This window comes from Anaerolineae bacterium (assembly GCA_013178015.1).
Classification (GTDB): Bacteria; Chloroflexota; Anaerolineae; order DRVO01; family DRVO01; genus Ch71.
Genome location: JABLXR010000012.1, coordinates 71,740 through 85,157 on the forward strand (window position 1 = coordinate 71,740; position 13,418 = coordinate 85,157).

General features: G+C 66.9%; 13 protein-coding genes. 7 read left to right on the plus strand and 6 right to left on the minus strand.

Annotated elements, in window-relative coordinates:
• Positions 1–4: 4 nt before the first annotated feature.
• From HPY83_06275 to HPY83_06295, 5 genes are all read right to left on the minus strand, one after another.
• On the minus strand, positions 5–817 hold the full coding sequence (locus HPY83_06275; GenBank protein NPV07556.1) for a sugar phosphate isomerase/epimerase: 813 nt from the start codon (positions 815–817) through the stop codon (positions 5–7).
• Entirely contained in the window at positions 811–2,850 is a 2,040-nt protein-coding gene (locus HPY83_06280) for a hydantoinase/oxoprolinase family protein (GenBank protein ID NPV07557.1), read from the minus strand. The genes HPY83_06275 and HPY83_06280 overlap by 7 nt, the downstream gene beginning before the upstream one ends.
• A gap of 119 nt (positions 2,851–2,969) precedes the next feature.
• Positions 2,970–3,710, minus strand: a complete 741-nt coding sequence (trmD, locus tag HPY83_06285) for a tRNA (guanosine(37)-N1)-methyltransferase TrmD (GenBank protein ID NPV07558.1) — start codon at positions 3,708–3,710, stop codon at positions 2,970–2,972.
• Positions 3,711–3,729: 19 nt separating this feature from the next.
• Complete coding sequence (locus tag HPY83_06290) at positions 3,730–4,767, minus strand: zinc-binding dehydrogenase (protein NPV07559.1); 1,038 nt, start codon at positions 4,765–4,767, stop codon at positions 3,730–3,732.
• 59 nt (positions 4,768–4,826) lie between these two features.
• Positions 4,827–5,393, minus strand: coding sequence for a hypothetical protein (locus HPY83_06295; GenBank protein ID NPV07560.1), 567 nt, complete (start codon positions 5,391–5,393; stop codon positions 4,827–4,829).
• Between the two features lie 111 nt (positions 5,394–5,504).
• Here HPY83_06295 and HPY83_06300 point away from each other — a divergent pair, with 111 nt between their 5' ends.
• A complete protein-coding gene (locus HPY83_06300; protein ID NPV07561.1) occupies positions 5,505–7,355 on the plus strand; it encodes a hypothetical protein in 1,851 nt (616 codons plus the stop codon).
• On the opposite strand, the gene HPY83_06305 is transcribed toward HPY83_06300, so the two are convergent.
• Complete coding sequence (locus HPY83_06305) at positions 7,316–7,537, minus strand: hypothetical protein (GenBank protein ID NPV07562.1); 222 nt, start codon at positions 7,535–7,537, stop codon at positions 7,316–7,318. The genes HPY83_06300 and HPY83_06305 overlap by 40 nt on opposite strands.
• A 198-nt stretch (positions 7,538–7,735) precedes the next feature.
• On the opposite strand from HPY83_06305, the gene HPY83_06310 reads away from it, so the two are divergent.
• The 6 genes from HPY83_06310 to HPY83_06335 all read left to right on the plus strand — a co-directional run bounded on the left by HPY83_06310 (position 7,736) and on the right by HPY83_06335 (position 13,407).
• Entirely contained in the window at positions 7,736–8,227 is a 492-nt protein-coding gene (locus tag HPY83_06310; protein ID NPV07563.1) for a hypothetical protein, read from the plus strand.
• On the plus strand, positions 8,224–9,252 hold the full coding sequence (locus tag HPY83_06315) for a peptidoglycan bridge formation glycyltransferase FemA/FemB family protein (protein ID NPV07564.1): 1,029 nt from the start codon (positions 8,224–8,226) through the stop codon (positions 9,250–9,252). The genes HPY83_06310 and HPY83_06315 overlap by 4 nt, the downstream gene beginning before the upstream one ends.
• Positions 9,245–10,306 carry a peptidoglycan bridge formation glycyltransferase FemA/FemB family protein gene (locus tag HPY83_06320; GenBank protein NPV07565.1) on the plus strand — a complete coding sequence of 354 codons (1,062 nt, stop codon included), beginning with the start codon at positions 9,245–9,247 and terminating at the stop codon, positions 10,304–10,306. The genes HPY83_06315 and HPY83_06320 overlap by 8 nt, the downstream gene beginning before the upstream one ends.
• Positions 10,299–11,600, plus strand: a complete 1,302-nt coding sequence (locus tag HPY83_06325; GenBank protein ID NPV07566.1) for a hypothetical protein — start codon at positions 10,299–10,301, stop codon at positions 11,598–11,600. The genes HPY83_06320 and HPY83_06325 overlap by 8 nt, the downstream gene beginning before the upstream one ends.
• A 110-nt stretch (positions 11,601–11,710) precedes the next feature.
• Positions 11,711–12,745, plus strand: coding sequence for a hypothetical protein (locus HPY83_06330; protein ID NPV07567.1), 1,035 nt, complete (start codon positions 11,711–11,713; stop codon positions 12,743–12,745).
• A gap of 2 nt (positions 12,746–12,747) precedes the next feature.
• On the plus strand, positions 12,748–13,407 hold the full coding sequence (locus HPY83_06335) for a cyclase family protein (protein ID NPV07568.1): 660 nt from the start codon (positions 12,748–12,750) through the stop codon (positions 13,405–13,407).
• Positions 13,408–13,418 lie beyond the last annotated feature (11 nt).

Consider the following 13,418-nt stretch of genomic DNA (forward strand, 5'->3'; position numbering starts at 1 on the left):
GGGGCTAACCCAGCGAGCCCCGGAGCCGGCGCAATTGGCGGATACCCTCCAGCATGGCCCAGGGCGAGCCCCAGTGCTCGATGCTGGCCGCTCCTCCGTAGCCATCGCGCTGCAGCAGCTGCAGCAACTCAGCGTAGCAGCGCCCGGAGCCGGCGATGGTCTCGATGTTGCCCCGAGCGTTTGGCTTCACGTGCAGGTGCTTCACCAGGTGGCCAACTAGGGGATAGCAGTCCTCGATGGGATCCTCTCCGCCCGCGTGCCACGCGTTGTTGACGTCCCAGACCAGGCCCAACGCCGGGGACGGCCCCAGCGCCCCGATGATGGTGTGCGCCTCGCTGCACGTTCCGCAGTGGGTGGCGGCCTCAGTCTCGAAGCACAGGACCACGCCCTCTGCCTGGGCCCGCCCTACCGCCCAGCCTAGGCGCTCCACTATGCGGCCAAGGTACCGGTCCAGCCCGGGCCGAGGCAGGTCGCGGCGCCCGGGCGTCCAGAAGGGAAACACGCGGATGAGGCTAGTACCCAGAGCCTGCGCTGCCCGAATGGCGCCCTCAAGGATGGCCTGGTGCTCTCGCCACTCCTCTTCCGAGTCCAGTTCGCACTTGCCGAAGCTGGAGGCTATACAGGCAGTGGCCATGCCCTGGCCCGCGATCAGGGCCCGTAGGTGCGTCAGCTCTTCTCTCGTGAGCTGGTCAATCCGCTTGCCGAAGAGACGCGATCTGAGCTCCACCGCCTCGGCGCCCGCTTCCCGCCCCAGCCGGAGAGACTCCTCGATCTCGGGGGAGACCTCATCCGTGAAGTAGCAGACCGGAATCACCATAGCGCCTCCTCTTCTGGGCGTGGCTCAGCCTCCGAGGCGAACCGTGGCCGGCCCACCGCCGTGGCCGTGACGGTTGAGCCCAAGTAGAGCCGGTCGCCGAAGCCCGGGCCGGCCGTGCCTTTGTGGTCCTTCACCTCCACCCTGACCTCGATGTCCGCCGCGCCGGCCGCCTCGGCCGCCTGCCTGGCTAGGCTATGGGCCCGCCGTTGCGCCTCCTCCAGGGCCGCCTCCCGCTCACCGTATCGCTCCGCGGCGAACGGGCCGGTGAGGACGTACCCATCCAATCCCGAGGCCCGGTACACAGGCTGAACGCTGACCAACTCCTGCACCGCCACTGACCCCGAGATGGCGCCGACCGCGTTGGCCACCGAATGATGCTGCGGTAGACACGCGGAGTCGCCCATGACACGAGCAGCCGGGGAGACGAAGTGCCCGGCAGGCGCCCCCAGGCCCACTACGGGCACCCGCGAGCGGAGCCGCACCTCCAAGTCGCTCCCCTCGGCAGACAGAGCCAGGTCCAGCAGGGGCCCACCGACTTCCGTGACTGCTGACCCCCCCGAGCCATTGACGAGCACCGCCACCATGGCCCGGATCAGGCTGTGGCGCACTTCCAGCAGGACCCGGCGGCTCACCTCTTCCGGACTGGCCTGCAGGTACCAGGCCAGGAGCCGCGCCCCCAACATCGCGGCCTCTGCGTCCCAGGCCACGAACTCGCCCAAAGCATGCAACGCATCCGTGGGAGTGAAGGCGCTTCGCAGCACCACCCCGGTGCCCTCCAGTCGGTTCGGGTTCGATAGATAGAAGTGGACCCAGGGGTCCCGCGTGGCCAGGCGCCAAAGCGGCTGAGGACCGCTACCCAACGCCTCCAGTATGCGCTGCTCCACTGGGCTCATCCGGTTGCCGTCGGCCGAACGGGCGGCGAGGTAGACCACCGACTCAGATGGATCCAGTCGCGAGGCCCGAGTCAGGGTCTCCTCCAACATGCCAATCACCTGCGGATGCTCTTGAGCCGCGAAGGCGAGAGGCACCGCCCTTCTTGGGCCGACGCACAGGCGCGTCCCCTCGAGCAAGGTCACCTGGCTGTCGCCTCCCAGCCCACTGCTGACCGTCTGCACAGCGCGCACCAAGGTGCGCCAGCGGCCCACAGTGGCGCCCCTCGGGTTCAGCAGCGGCAACCCCCCGCGCACCAGGGCGAGGTCGGTGGTGGTGCCGCCAATGTCCACCACCAGCATGTCCTGCAATCCGGCCAAGGCTCGCGCCCCCACCACGCTGGCCGCCGGTCCACTCAGTATGGTCTCCACCGGCCGGTCCAGCGCCATCTCCACCCGCATCAGCGACCCGTCGCCTCGCACTACCATGACCGGAGCCCGCACTCCCAGGGCATCCAGAGCCCGACGCAGGGAGACCATCAGGTCGCGCAGCAAGGGCACCAGGCTGGCGTTGAGGGCGCACGTGGCGGCCCGCAGAACGGAGTCGAGCTCGCTGGCCAGCTCGTGACCGCAGGTGACTGGCAGCCCAGTCTCTTGGATGAGGATACGCTTCGCCCGCATCTCGTGATCGGCGTTGCGCACCCCGAAGAACCCGCTGACGGCAAAGGCAGCCACCTTGTCCCGCTGCTCCCGGGCTAGGCGTCGGAGCTCGCTCTCGTCCAGTGGCTCCTGCTCCGCTCCCATGCCGTTGTGACCGCCTTTCACAAAAGCCAGGTTGGCGGTCGGCAGCAGCCGCTGCAGCTCATAGCGGCGGAACAGCTCCCGGTCATATCCAATCAGCACCAGACACGTAGGCGAGCCATTGCCCTCCACGATGGCATTGGTCGCTAGAGTCGTGGATAGGGACACCAACCCGACCCGTCTCAGAAGGTCCTCGGGCACCTGACGCACCGCGCTGGCAATGCCCTTTGCCAGGTCGTGGCGCGTCGTCGGCGCTTTGGCGGATGCAAGCACCCTGCCGGAGGTCATCTCCACCACGGCAACGTCAGTGAAGGTGCCCCCTGTGTCAACACCCAGGCCCAGATTCGCGCTGTTCAGGTTCAACTCCCCCTCTAGGTGGTACGTGACACGTGACAAGTGAAGAGAGCACGGCCTGATGTATGAGTGAGTTGCATCTCGTGCAGCCTACTACCCATCGCGTATCACGTGTCTCTCTTCACGTATCAATCAAGACTGCGGCGCAACTCCGCCAGATACTCCCGGTCCACCTGGCTCAACCGCGCCCGATCGAGCAGATCCGGCCGACGCAGAAGGGTACGCCGGAGGGATTCTTGCCGCCTCCAGCGCACGATCTCGGCGTGGTTCCCCGACAGAAGCACCTCCGGGACGACCAGGCCCTCGAACTCCGCCGGGCGAGTGTAGTGCGGGTATTCCAGCAGGCCGTCGGCGTGGCTGTCTTCGAAAGCAGCTCCCGGGTCGCCCAGGACCCCGGGAAGCAGCCGGGTGACCACCTCAATCAGCACCATCGCCGCCAGCTCGCCGCCGCTGAGAACATAGTCCCCGATGGACACCTCCCGCGTCACCACCAGCTCCCGCACTCTCTCGTCCACGCCCTCGTACCGGCCGCAGATCAGCGCTATCCTGCGCTTGTGACTCAACTCGCGCGCCAGCCTCTGGGTCAGGACCTGTCCCTGTGGCGTCAGCAGGACCACCTCCACATCGGGCGCATCGCGATCCGGCACCACCGATCTGATCGCCCGAACCAGAGGCTCGGCTTTCATCACCATACCGCCACCACCACCGTAGGGGACGTCGTCGGTGGTCTTGTGCCTGTCGGTAGCGTAGCTGCGAACGTCGTGGGCCTCCCATGCGACGAGCCCAGCGCGCACCGCCCGGGCCACTATGCTCTCGCCCAGCGGCCCAGCGAACATGCCCGGGAAGATGGTGAAGATGTCGAACCGGATCACCGCGATCCCCTGCGTCTCACTGGCCCGGCGTCAGGATCACCTTGATCCCTCCCTTGCGCTCGAACAGCTCGAACCCTTCCTGCCAGCGCGACAGAGCGAGCACGTGCGTGGCCAGAGGCCGCACCCGTACCGCGCCAGAGGCCATCAGCCCCAGGGCCCGCCGCCATGCCGGGCTCGTCTGGCCCAGGGATCCCACCAGGCGCAGCTCCTTGTATGCCAGAAGCGACAAGTCGAGGGGGAACGGTTCCCCTGCCAGCCCAATCTGGGCGTACTGCCCGTTCCGCCGGGTCAGTTCCAGACCCATGCGGGCGGCCGCCGGCGCGCCCGAGGCCTCGACGAATACATCGCAGCCTTCGCCGCCGCTCTGCATGGCAACCACCTCCGACACGTCGTCCTCGCCCGCGACCAGGGTCCAGTCGATTCCCAGCTCCCGGGCCAGCGCCAGCCTGTCCCGGTCCACCGCAGTGCCCACTAGGCAGGTGCGCGCCCCCGCCGCCCGAGCCAGCTGAGCGCAGAGCAACCCGATGGCGCCCGGGCCAGCCACCACTACCAGGTCGTAGGGGCGGATGGTCGCCAGCTGGCACAGCAGGCGCACGCAGCAGGCTAGCGGTTCTGTCATGGCACCGGAGATGAAGTCCACCTCGTCCGGCAGGGCATACAACCGATCGGCGGACACCACCGTGTAGGGAGCAAAGGCACCGTCATGGATGTAGCCCAGGATCTCCTTCTGAGAGCACCGGTTGTAGGCCCCGGTGCGGCACGAGAGACACTTGCCACACGTGCGCACCGTCGTCTCGGCCGTCACCCGGTCACCCTCCCGCCAGCTCGTCACCCCCGGGCCTACCTGATCCACGACGCCAGCGAACTCGTGACCCATCACGACCGGCGGTCTGACTAGCAACTTGATGTCGTCGTGCAGGATATGCAGATCCGAGCCGCATATTCCGGCGGCTTGAACCGAGATGCGAACCTGGCCCGGACCCGCCTGCGGGTCGGGCACTTCCGCCAGCCTCACGTGTCCCGAGCCGGGTGCTTCCTTTAGCAATGCCAACATGTTGCCTGCTCCTGTAAGTGCCGGTCGGCACCCGTCCTAGGGCACTGACCACGGCACTTCTATCCCCTGCGACGCCGTTCCCGGTCCGAGACGATCACAGCCGCATCCTGGGCGCCCTGAGGCTCGCCATGGCCAGCCACGCCCGGCTCCTCCGGCTTCTCCTCCCTGAGGTACACCACCAGTCTGGCTGCCTCGTCGGCGGAGAGGCCGAGCTCTATGGCGCGATCCACCACTCCCTGGGCCATGTGCCTCACTACCAGTCGCCGCAGCTCGTCCGTGCCGCTGAACGACTCCCAGGTCTCGACGCTGTTGTACTGGAAGAAGCGTTCCGCCGGCGTGTGGGGAACGTCCTTCACCAGCACGTACACCGGCACCCCCGCGTCGCGGCCCGCCACCAGCTCCGCCCCCACCGGGGCAGTGATGTCTCCACCGAGAAGTACCAGACAGAAGTCGCTTCGGCGGACTTCCTCCAACGCCGCAGGGGTCTGCTCACCTGGACGCGGAGTGCGCGCGATCCGCCAGGGGAGCGCCACGGGGAAGCGCGCCAAAGCCTCCCCCACCACCTCGCGCTCGGGCTCAAGATCCGCCGTAGCACTGACGAAGACTGTGATGGCACGTTCCTTCATCCTTGCTTCACCACCGCTCGATTTCTCCGTGGCGGGGCGCCCACCCGGCCGGCGGGCGCCGCCTGTGGCCGCACATCTGCACCGCTGCTATAATGCGGAGCGAGGTCAACCGTGAGATCACCATCATCTATGATACCACGGCTCACCGTCGGCCTGGTGCTGGTGCTGCTCGCATCTGGCTCGCGCGGCCCCTGGCTCCAGGGTGCTTCCGTGCCAAGCCAGGCCGGGGGAGTCATCCTCCGCCACCTTGATGTCAGCGACGTGGAAGTGGCGCTGCGTCCGACCGGGGCGGCGGTGCCTCCATCGGGTGCGGGCTCGGCCAGCCGTGCCTTCTGGGTCGCGGCAGGACGGCGTGGGGAGTACCGCGAAGTGCCCACGGTCCTTGTGGGGCGCACCGGGTCCTTCCGGGTGTGGGCTCAGGATAGCATAGACATGCCCGCTGACCTAATGCTGGCAGCTGTAGCCCAGGTGGAGTCCAGTATGCACTCCGGCCTACTGGGCGCTCTCCTCGAGAGCGCCCTTCGGTCGCGCCGTGACCTGTTCCCGGTGGATGTGATCTACGCCACCTTGAGCGCCATGGGCGGGTACTTCTCTTCCCTGGACCAGCCCGGGTTCCGCGACCATCCCTACAGCAACGAGACCAACGCCATCTACATCAGCCTGGCTTCCTGCAACCTTAGCTCCGGCTGCTCCGCGCCTCTCGTGGCCCACGAACTGCAGCATCTGCTGCAGTTCGTGGTGGATCCCCAGGAGGAGACCTGGTTCAACGAGGGCCTCTCCGAGCTGGCCGAGGGCTCGGTCTCGGAGGCGCCCCTCGAATGCTCCGACTTCCCGCTGTTCGGGTGGTCTCCCGATCCACAGTTGACCGGCCTTCACTATCGCTCCGCCGCGAGCTTCCTCTCCTACTGGCAGGGCGTCTTGGGGGAGGAAGCGCTTCTCTCCGTTGCCGTAGACCCCTCGCCCGGGAGCGAAGCTCTGCGCCATTATCTCCGACTGACCGGGGATTCTCGTTCCCTCGATGACCTCTTCGTTCAGTGGTCGCTGGCCCAAGCCCTTGCCCGACTGTCCCAGGAGGAGGAGTGGGCTTCCCAAGGCCCGTGCAAGACGGCTTCAGTGCACGTCCTGAGCGAGAACGCCGCACTTAGCGACACCGTCAGCCAGTATGGCTGCGACCTGGTCGTTCTGACCGGCGCTGCCGACGCCGAGCTCAAGTTCGAGGGCGAGGTCCGGGCTGCCGTGGTGCCGGAGTTCCCGCCCGGGCACGATCACGTCTGGTGGTCAGATAACAGGTCCAACACCCACACTACCCTCACCGCGGAGCTGGACCTCCGTGGAGCGCAGTCTCCCCACCTGCGGTACTGGGTGTGGTATGATATCGAGCAGTGGTACGACTGGGCCTATGCCGCCGTGTCGGCCGACGAAGGGCGAACGTGGCAGTGGCTGAGGGCCTCGGGGATGACCGCCAAGGACCCCTTCGGCAACAGCCCCGGCGTGGGATACACTGGGTCGTCCCGCCGCTGGAGAATGCAGGAACTGGACCTCACCCCGTACGCCGGAGAGCGGCTGCTGCTGAGGTTCGGCTATCTGACGGACGACGCCATCGAGTCCACAGGGTTCGCCCTGGGCGGTGCCGTGCTCACCGATCCGGGGTCCGGCAGCGCTGCAACCGCCGTCGAGTGGGAGAGCCAGGGCTTCGTTCTGCTCTCGGCCCGGGCCCTGCCGCACCAGCGGTACGCCATCGTCGCAATCGAAGGCCCGACCGAGGAGGATACGCGGTCACTGCCCCTGCACGGGCACAACCGGGGTCGCTGGCTGCTACCCGCTGGGGAGACTCGGGCAGTAATGGTCTGTGCCCTGACGGCGGGGGCCCTGCCGGCTCCCTACCAGGTCGAGGTCAGCTATGTCGAGCCGGTCGGCGGCGGTCAGATGCGGGCCACTCCAGAGCGCTTGGCGGACCGGTAGCGGTCCTCCATCTCGCGTCGCCTCTCCTCCGCCGCTCGCTGAGCCTCGTCGCGCACGTAATGGTAGCGAGCCCGAAGCTCCGCCTGCAGGGCGACGCCGGTCGAGGGGGCGTAGAGCCGTCCAGCCAGGTAACCGACGCCGAGACCGAGTGCAACCCCGAACATGAAACGGAAGAAACCCATTCTGTGTGCTCCTCCAAACCTTGGGAAGCTATGAGCTGCGCTCCGCCGCCTCCAACCGATCAACCCGGAGTGCTGGAAGCTTACCAGCAGTCGAAGGTCAGAGTATGCCCCTCTGACGCCGGACTGCCCGTTCCCTGGAAGCTGAGACGCCGCCTAGGCTCGTTCCTATCCCAGTTGCCACCCGCCTGCCTGCAGGAGATGACTGAGGCACCGGGAGGCTTCATCATCTTCTGGGATGGCGAGACCGTCTACCATCCCGGGCCCTGGCACCACGGTGACTGCGAGGCTCAGGGAGTAGCTCTGCTCAACGCACGGGCCTTCCTGGAAGACCCAAAGCCGGCGCTCCGGGCCCTTGCCGGGCTGCTGGATCACTTCCTCGGTTCCCGGTGCACCTGGCCGGCGCGCTACATCACATCAGGCCAGCCTTACTCACCTCACTGGCGCCAGTTCTACCACCGGTTGGTGGCCGCCTACCAGCTCCAGTACGCCGATGACGCGGAAGCGCGGCGCTCGCCCCAGGCCTACTTCCGCTGGGCGGTCGCAGCCTACCTGGACGACGCTCTGTCTCTACAGGCTACCGACCCTCAAGCCTACCGCCTGCTGCGGTCCACTCTGTTCTCCGCCCCCTTCTGGAAGGGACACCCTCTGCGCCCCCGGGCAGACAACCAGGAGATTCTATGCTCCCAATGAGCTGGCGGTCAAGCGGCGCTGCAAGCCCGGGCTGGAACTCTCGCCTGCAGCACCTGCCCGGCGCCAGCCTCCTGCAGACGACGCAGTGGGGACAACTGAAATCCGAGTTCGGCTGGCAGGCTCTGCGCCACGAGTCTGGGGCCGGCATGGCCCAGGTGCTATTCCGCCATACTCCCATCGGCAGGCTGGCCTACGTTCCCCTCGGCCCAGTCTGTCGCTCCCCCTCCCGACTCCCCGTCATGATCGAGGAACTGCACCGGCTGTGTCGGTCACGAGGCGCCTTCGCCTTGAAGCTCGAGCCCAACTTCCGCCACAATGACCCGGCCGTCGTCCTGCTGCGTTCACTGGGCTTCCGTCCGGCGTTCCAGAGCGTCCAGCCCCGCAGCACCGCGGTGGTGGATATCTCCGCCGGCGAGGAGGAGGCCCTGGCGCGGATGAAGCCCAAGACCCGCTACAACATCAGGCTGGCGGAGCGGCGCGGAGTCCAGGTGCGGCAGGGCACCGCCGACGACCTGGAGACCTTCGCCCGGCTGATGGAGGAGACCTCCCGGCGCGACGGGTTCGGAGTGCACCCGCCCCGCTACTACCGGCGAGCCTACGAGCTGTTCGCGCCCGAGGGCATGGCACGCCTGTTTGTAGCCGAATACCGATCGGAGCCCCTGGCGGCTGTCATGGTCTTCGCCTTCGCCGGCGTCGCCCACTATCTCTACGGGGCATCCTCGGACCGTCACCGCAACCTCATGCCCAACTACGCTCTCCAGTGGCATGCCCTCCGCTGGGCCCGGGAGTGCGGCTGCCACCATTACGACCTGTGGGGCGTGCCGGACGAAGTAGGTCAGAACCCGGCCGCCTATCTGGACGTGGAGGTGCCCACGGGCGAGGGCCTCTGGGGCGTCTGGCGGTTCAAGCGCGGCTTCGGGGTGGAGGTCGTCCGAAGGGCTGGCGCCTGGGATTATGTCTATGACCGGCTGGCATATCGGGCCTACTGGCTGGCGTACCGCCTCCGAAGGAGGTCCAGTGGCTGAGGGCGCCTACCTGGAACCGGTGCTTTCTGCCGAGGAATGGGAGAAGGAAGTGTCTCGCCTGCCGCAGCCCCACTTCCTTCAGTCTGCTCCCTGGGCCCGGTTCAAGGAAGCCTACGGCTGGAAGCCGGAGCGGTACCGCCTGCACTCAGGAGGCCGAGTGTTGGCTTACGCCAGCGTTCTGGCCCGGCGGCTCGTCGGCCCGCTGACCGTAGCCTACGTGCCCCGAGGGCCACTACTGGTGCAGCCAGATGCCATCTCTCTAGACCTCGCTCTAGCTTCGCTGGAAGAATTGGCTCGGGGCCGGCATTGGCTCATGCTCAAAGTGGATCCTGAGATCTGGGACGAGGATGCTCGGGCCTGGGCTCGGCCCGTCCTGGAAGAACGCAGCTGGCGGCCGGGCCAGCAGGTGCAGTTCCGCAACACCGTGCAGATGGACATCACTGACGACGAGGAGAAGCTTCTCTCTCGTATGAAGCCCAAGACCCGTTACAACGTGCGCCTGGCATCGCGTCGAGGCGTGCAGGTGCACCCACTAGCGGAGGACGAGTTCGGCCTAGCCTACGACCTCTACCGCCGCACTGGTCTCCGCGACGGGTTCATCGTGCGCCCCCGCTCCTACTACGAGCACCTGTGGTCCACCCTCCTGGAAGCCGGCATGGGCACGGTTCTGGCAGCCGAGTACGAGGGTACTGCCCTGGCGGCGCTAGTGGCAGTGGCGCACGGCAACACCTGCTGGTACTTCCACGGCGCTTCCGGGGACGAGCACCGCAATCTAATGCCAACCTACCTGCTCCAGTGGGAGGCCATCCGCTGGGCCCGCGCCCGTGGCTGTGCCATCTACGACCTGTGGGGCGCGCCTGAGTCGGAATCCCAGGAAGATGGTATGAGCGGGGTCTTGCGTTTCAAGCTCGGGTTCGGCGGCCGCTTCCGCGAGGGGCTGGGCGCGTGGGACTACACTCCCGTGCCCGCCCTCTATCGCCTGTATACTGCCGTGGCGCCGCGCCTGTTGGGGCTCGGACGCCACCTTAGGCGTCGGACTCAGCGCCATGACTAGGCTCTTGCAGGTGGCCCGTTCTTCGCTCCTGGCACTGACCCGCCGGGCGGACGTGGATGCACCTGCGCGGCCGGCGCCCGATCCCCTGGGCGCACTGTGGCGTCTGCTGGAGATGCCGACCGTCCTGGCGCTCCTCTTGGCGCTTCTAGCCGTGCTGGTCCTCTCCGCCCTCTTCTCGCCCCACGTGTACCTGGCCGAGGGGAATGCCCTTGGCTGGCCTACTTCCGCCTGGCCCGCCGCCTTCAGCCGCCTGGCCGCCGTAGCCCTCCTGGCGAGCGTTCCCTGGGGGCAGGTGACCCTGGGCTCCCTGCTGGTGCTGTCGGTGGTGCAGGCCGCGGCCAACCTGCGCCTGGGCCTACGTCCCGCGGCCTACCCCGCCCAAGGCAGCTGCAAGCCGGCCGCATCTCGAAGGGTTCGGTTCTATGCTCAGACGGCGCCGGCGGCAATGGTGCGCAGGATGCGATTGGCACTGATGCCACTGGGGTACCGCCTGCGCCCAGCGCCCGGCTCGCCGCGGACCTTCGTCGCCTCCACGGAGCAGTCACTGGCCTGGGCCCGGAGTGCGGCTGCCGCTTCGCTGGGTGCGCTGGCGCTCCTGGGACTGCTGGCGCCCAAGGTGACCCTGGCAGAGGTGATGGATCTGGAGCCCGGGTTTCCTCGCCAGTCGCAGGCGGGTCCGCTCCTCCTGGCCAGCCAGGAACCCTCAGTGATAGTCCAGGACGACAGCGCGGATGGTGCTCGCCCGCTGTCCCTACGCAGCCCGCTCCTCCTCGGCTCTGTGCTGCTGACCTGGCACGGCAGCGGGCCCGCCCTCGCCGTTCATCCCGCCACCGCTGACTCGGTAGAGTACCGGCTAGTGATCCCCTTCCTCCCGGGTCAGGGGGCCAAGTACATCACCGTGCCGGAGACGGGTGCGTCCCTGCGGGTGTCGCTGACCCAGGCCGGCCCAGAGACCCGGTTCGAGGTCCAGCCTCTCACTCGGCAGGGGCAAGCCGCAGGGGATTCTCACGTGATCACCGAGGCAGCGGTGGTGCCAGCCCAGGGCACCGATCTGGCCCTGGCGCCAACGCGCTACCAGGTAGTCTCCGCCTTGAGGACGCCATTGTGGTGGCCCGGTGCAGCCACAGCGCTTGTGTGCCTTGGCTCCCTGGGCCTGGCTCTCCTCCAGTCGGGTCCACCGTTGACCATAGCCCTAAGCGAGCGTTCGGGAATCGTTACTACGGAGGTGGAGAGCTACTCCGTGCCAGCCGCCCATGAGCTGTGGTTGAGAGCATTACGTCTGGTGTTCCGATAGCGACACCAGCGCCTTCGCCTCCCTTGATGCGGTCGCCCGCTCCGCTTACAATGCGAGCTCCGGCGAAGGCTTGCTTGACCGAGTGCATCGGATAAGAGAGGACCAGCAGTATGGCCATGACCAGTCGCGAGATCGTGCAGCGCTCGCTCAGCTTCACCGGCCCCGAGCGCATCCCGATGGGCTTGCCCGAGCCCTACCCCCATGACATGGTGGGCGCCGGGTTGTCCCCCTGCGATGACCCAGACGTAGATGTCTGGCGGCTGGAGGACGGCCGCTGGCGCATGCGCGACGAGTGGGGAAACATCTGGGGTCGCCTGGAGGGCTTTAGCAAGGGGGAAGTCATCCACGGGGTGATCGAGGACGACTGGCGCTTGCTGGCCACCTACACCTGGCCCGACCTCAGCTGCCCCAGCCGCTACGAGCGAGCTCGCGACGTCTTCAGCAATCATCCGGACAAGTATCGCATCGGCGGCTTGCCCGGCTTTCCGTTCGCCATTGCTCGCTACATGCGCCGTATGGAGAACTTCCTCGCCGACGTTCTGGTCGAGCCCGAGCGCTCGGCGGCTCTCCTCAAGCAAGTGGCAGACCTGCTGGAGCAGTCAGTTGCCCGCTTCGCCGAGGCCGGCGCCGACGGGGTCATGTTCGCCGAAGACTGGGGCACCCAAGATCGTCTCCTCGTTAACCCGCGCACTTGGCGTGAGCTCTTCCGCCCCGGCTTCGAGCAGCTCTGCAGCGCCGCCCGCCGCCATGGATTGGACGTGTGGATGCATTCCTGCGGAGCCATCTACGAGATCATCGCCGACCTGATAGACGTGGGCATCGCCGTGCTTCAGTTCGACCAGCCGGAGCTTCACGGGATAGACAACCTGGCCCGCGACTTCGGCGGCAAGGTCAACTTCTGGTGCCCGGTAGACATCCAGCGCACACTGCAGACCCGCAACCCCGAGGTTATCGAAACGGCGGCCCGCGACATGATCGAGAAGCTCGGCTGTTTTGGCGGCGGGTTCATCGCGGGCTACTATGGCGGCAACGAGGCTATTGGCCTAGAGCCCTGGGTCCAGGACGTGGCCTGCAGGGCGTTTGTCAAGTATGGCTCCAATCTCACTTGCGGGCACCCCGATGTCCGCTCTCAGCCGGAGGCCTGAGGATGTTCACCATTGACCCCAGCAAGTATCGCATCGTGGACCTGTCATACACCGTAGATCCCGACAACTACCCCCCAGACCGGCCATTCGAGCTGAAACTGGGCTACCTGGCCGACCGCGCCTTCAAGTACGACGTGCGCACTCACAGCCACGTCGGTACTCACATCGAGGCACCAGCTCACTTCTACGAGGGCGGGCGCGACATCACCTCCTACCCCCTCGATGCCTTCTATGGCCGGGCAGTGCTCCTCGACTTCGAGGATGCGCGGGAAGCAGCCCAGGTGTCTGCCGCCCTTCTTGACCGTCTCATCGGTGACAAGGTACAGCCGGGAGATATCATCATCTGCCGCAACAGCGATACCGCCTCCAAGCAAGCTGGCGAGCCCTCGGGCTATCCCACCCTCACGCCCGAGGCGGCGCGCTGGTTCGCGGCGCGGGGCATCAAGATGCTCGGCATAGACAACTACGTGCGGCTGGGCAAGGACGTGCCGGACGGTCGGGAACTGCACGATGTCCTCATGGGCCGCGGCGTCACCTTCATCGAGTGGCTGGACCACCTGGACGAGCTTACCCAACCCGTCTTCTTCTTCATGGCCCTCCCCTTCAAAGTCAGGAAGATGGACAGCTCCTGGTGCCGAGCGATCGCCATTGAGGAACGCTGACTGCAGCTCCA

Excerpts from the sequence above, each read along its gene's own strand:
- HPY83_06275 (NPV07556.1), bottom strand. The coding sequence starts at position 817 with ATGGTGATTCCGGTCTGCTACTTCACGGATGAGGTCTCCCCCGAGATC.
- HPY83_06290 (NPV07559.1), bottom strand. The coding sequence starts at position 4,767 with ATGTTGGCATTGCTAAAGGAAGCACCCGGCTCGGGACACGTGAGGCTG.
- HPY83_06295 (NPV07560.1), bottom strand. The coding sequence starts at position 5,393 with ATGAAGGAACGTGCCATCACAGTCTTCGTCAGTGCTACGGCGGATCTT.
- HPY83_06305 (NPV07562.1), bottom strand. The coding sequence starts at position 7,537 with ATGGGTTTCTTCCGTTTCATGTTCGGGGTTGCACTCGGTCTCGGCGTC.
- HPY83_06310 (NPV07563.1), top strand. The coding sequence starts at position 7,736 with ATGACTGAGGCACCGGGAGGCTTCATCATCTTCTGGGATGGCGAGACC.
- HPY83_06315 (NPV07564.1), top strand. The coding sequence starts at position 8,224 with ATGAGCTGGCGGTCAAGCGGCGCTGCAAGCCCGGGCTGGAACTCTCGC.
- HPY83_06325 (NPV07566.1), top strand. The coding sequence starts at position 10,299 with ATGACTAGGCTCTTGCAGGTGGCCCGTTCTTCGCTCCTGGCACTGACC.
- HPY83_06330 (NPV07567.1), top strand. The coding sequence starts at position 11,711 with ATGGCCATGACCAGTCGCGAGATCGTGCAGCGCTCGCTCAGCTTCACC.
- HPY83_06335 (NPV07568.1), top strand. The coding sequence starts at position 12,748 with ATGTTCACCATTGACCCCAGCAAGTATCGCATCGTGGACCTGTCATAC.